The sequence below is a fragment of the Deinococcus pimensis DSM 21231 genome (genome assembly GCF_000519345.1).
GTDB lineage: Bacteria > Deinococcota > Deinococci > Deinococcales > Deinococcaceae > Deinococcus_A > Deinococcus_A pimensis.
Window position 1 is genome coordinate 22063 of sequence record NZ_KI912639.1, and the last position, 3369, is coordinate 25431.

The following is a 3369-nucleotide window of genomic DNA, read 5'->3' on the forward strand; positions in this document are numbered from 1 at the left end:
GGACGACGCCTGCCCCGTGGACGTGGGCCGCGCCGTCGCGCAGGACCTCGTGAAGGGCTACGGGGACCGCCACACGAACCTGCGCGACCCGCAGCAGGCCCGCCGCACCCGCGCCGAGATGCGCGGCCTCAGCGTCGAACGCGTCGGGCTGCGGCTCGTCCCGCAGGACACGCTCGCCGTGGTGGGCTACGTGCGGCCCGGCTCGCCCGCCGCGCGCGCCGGGCTGGAGGTCGGCACGCTCGTGCGCACCATCAACGGGGAGAAGCCCACCTCCGCCGCGCTCGTCGTCGCGGAGGACGCCGGGCGCGTCACGCTGGCGCTCGCGGACCGCACGCTGACCCTCACGCCCGAGACGCTGCCCGCGCGGGACCTGCCTACCCTGCGCGTGGTGGGTGACGTCAACGTCGTGAACATCCCGTCCTTCCTCGGGGAGGGCGTCGCGCGCGGCTTCTTCGAGCTCCTGCGCGGCCTCGACCCCGCCCGGCCCCTCGTCGTGGACGTCCGCGCCAACGGCGGCGGCAGTCTCACCGAGTGCCTCCTCGCGTCCTCCGCCTTCACGGAAGCCCGCCACGAGCTCGCCACCGGGCAGTGGAAGACCACCTACGTCGCGCGGCAGGGCGCCCTGAGCGTGAACGGGAGACGCTCCGTCGACCTCGGCGCGGTCCGCGCGGCCCCCGCCGCCCGGGTCGCGGTGCTCGTGTCGAACCGCACCGCGTCCTGCGGCGAGGTCTTCGCCGCGAACCTGCAGCGCGCGGGCGCCACGGTCGTCGGCGTGCCCACGGCGGGGGTGCGCAACTCCGCCGTGGGGCTCTACGACCTCAGCGACGGCGGGATGCTCTCCGTCACGACCAGCCGCGCGCTCGACGCCTCGGGCCGCCTCGTGGACGCCGCGGTCGTGCCGGACCGCGCCGTGACCGTCAGCGCGGACAGCCTCCCCGGCGCGGGCGATCCGGTCCTCAAGACCGCCGTGGACCTCTTCGTCCCCGCGACCGCCGCCCGCTGAGGAGCTCAGGGGTGGGCAGGGGGTAAGATTTCCGGGTGACCCTCTCCATCGCCATCCTCGCCATCGGTCTGCTCGCCGGGGTGCTCGGCGCGATCCTCGGGCTCGGCGGCGGCGTCGTCGTCGTGCCCGCGCTGGAGTTCGTGCTACCCGCCCTGGGGCACCCCATCACCATCGGGCAGGCGGTCGCCGTCAGCCAGATCGGGGTGCTCGCCGTGGGCCTCTCCGGCGCCGCGGCGTACCTCTCACGCGGGCTGGTGCGCGCCCGCGTCGGGTACCTGCTCTCGCCCTACACCGTCGTGGGCGGCGCGATCGGCAGCGCCCTCGGGCTCGTGCTGCCCGCCCCGTACGTCGCGCTGGTCTTCGCGCTGCTGCTGCTCTACAGCGCCTACAACCTCGTGCGCGGCATCCGCCGCGTGGAGGAGGAACGCGAGACGCACTCGCCCCTCGTGCCGCCCGCCATGACCTTCGCGGGCGTCATGAGCGGCCTGCTCGGCATCGGCGGCGGCACCGTCCAGGTGCCCGTCATGAACCTCCTCGCGGGCATCCCCATCCGCGAGGCCATCGCGACGAGCACCTTCATCATGGGACTCACGGCGGTCGGCAACGCCCTCGTGTACCAGGCGGGCGGCCTGCTGGACCTGCGCACGGCCGGGATCCTCGCGCTCGGGGTGCTCGTCGGCGCGCGGCTCGGGGCGGGCCTGCAGCAGCGCATCCCCGCGGCGCAGCTCAAGATCTTCTTCTCCGCGCTGCTGGTGTTCACGGCGCTGCAGCTGCTCTACAAGTACTGGTGGCCCCTGATCTCCGGCGTCGGGGGGACGCGGTGAAGCGGCCCGTGCTGCCCCCGCGGCTGTACCCGGGCGCGTTCTGGGTGGTCGTGGCGCTCCTCGCGGTGGGCGTGTTCGTGCCCGTGGTCCTCGACGTGGGCGTGCTCGCGCTGCTGCTGACGCCCGTCGTGGCGGCGGTCGTGGTGGTGTGGACGCACTGGCGCGAGGACCGCGCGCTCGCCGTCGCGGCGCTCCTCGCGCTCGTGGGGCTCGCGCTGGTGTTCGTGCTGCGGCAGTTCGTGTGACGGACGCACGGTATCCTGCCCTCATGTCCGAAACTCAAGCGAGCGAGGCGCGCCTGCGGCTGGCCCTGCGGGCGGCCCGGCAGGGCGCCTGGGAGTACGACCTGCGCACGGGTCGCGGCGTCCGCTCGCCCGAACTGATGCACCTCATGAACGTCCACAACGACCAGCCGTCGCTCGCGGACTTCCTCTCGAACGTCGCGCCCGAGGACCGTCCGCTCGTCCTCGCGACCTTCCAGAAGCTGCGCTGCGGCGAGCAGGACGACTCCGTCCTGCAGTTCCGCTACGTCCGCGACGACGGCGGCGTGATCTGGGTCGAGCAGCACACCTTCGTCGAGCGCGGCGCGGACGGTGAGGCGCTGCGCCTCTACGGCGTCACCCGCGACGTCACGGAGCACAAGCGCATCGAGGCGGAGCTCCAGGCCCTCAACGCGACGCTGGAGGAGCGCGTGCGGGAGCGTTCGCGGGCGCTGGAGGAACGCACCGCCGCGCTCGACGCCTTCGTGGCCTTCACGGAACGCGTCGGCAGCGAGTGGGGGGCGCGCGAGCTCGCGCGCGGCGCGGTGGACGTGCTGCGCGCCACCCTCGGGGACGTCAGCGTCGCCTACTACGAGCGGCAGGGAGACTGCTGGCGGGCCGTGGTGTGGTCCGAGGACATCCCCGAGGACGCCCTCGCCATGATCCGCGCGGGCGTGCCGGTCACGCAGCCCAGGTTCCACGAGGCCTCCCTGGGCGCCGGGGCGTACTTCATGCAGGACTGGGACGCCGAGCGCGAGCACCTCGACGACTCGCGCATGTACGGGGCGGGCGCGCTGTACCCGTACTTCACGGACGGCGAGCCCGCCGCCATGCTCAACATCGCGACGATGCGCGCCAGTTCGTGGTCCGTGCGCGAACGCGCGATCTTCTCGGCCGTGGGCCGCAGCCTCGCCCTCGCGCTCGAACGCGGCGAGCAGACCCGCCGGACGAAGCGGCAGAACGCCGAGCTCGACGCGCGCACTCGCGCCCTGGAGGGGTTCGCGGACCTCTCGCGGGACCTCGCGCTGGAGCAGGACCCCGTGACGCTGGTGGGCCGCGCGCAGGACATCGTGGTGTCGCTGCTTCCTTCGAGCATCTGCACCTTCTACGAGCTCGACGCGGCCCTCTGGACGCTGCGCTCGCACCGGGGCGAGTTCCGCAATCCCGACCTGCTCGCCGCCTTCCTGCGGGGCCTGCCGCGCGGCCGGACGCCCAACGTCGACCGGCCCTTCGACACGGGCGAGCCCTACTACCAGGACCGCTACGATCCCGCCACGACCGC

4 protein-coding genes are annotated in these 3369 nt (G+C 73.8%); all 4 read left to right on the top strand.

What is annotated here, in order from left to right:
• Positions 1-1003: S41 family peptidase (locus DEIPI_RS0110430; RefSeq protein WP_169737076.1), on the top strand; the 1003-nt coding region annotated here is incomplete at its 5' end.
• Between the two features lie 35 nt (positions 1004-1038).
• Positions 1039-1827, top strand: a complete 789-nt coding sequence (locus tag DEIPI_RS30115; RefSeq protein WP_045234070.1) for a sulfite exporter TauE/SafE family protein — start codon at positions 1039-1041, stop codon at positions 1825-1827.
• 8 nt (positions 1828-1835) lie between these two features.
• Complete coding sequence (locus tag DEIPI_RS0110440; protein ID WP_245588545.1) at positions 1836-2072, top strand: hypothetical protein; 237 nt, start codon at positions 1836-1838, stop codon at positions 2070-2072.
• A 23-nt stretch (positions 2073-2095) separates the two neighbouring features.
• On the top strand, positions 2096-3369 hold a 1274-nt coding region (locus DEIPI_RS30120; RefSeq protein ID WP_045234072.1), incomplete at its 3' end, for a PAS domain S-box protein.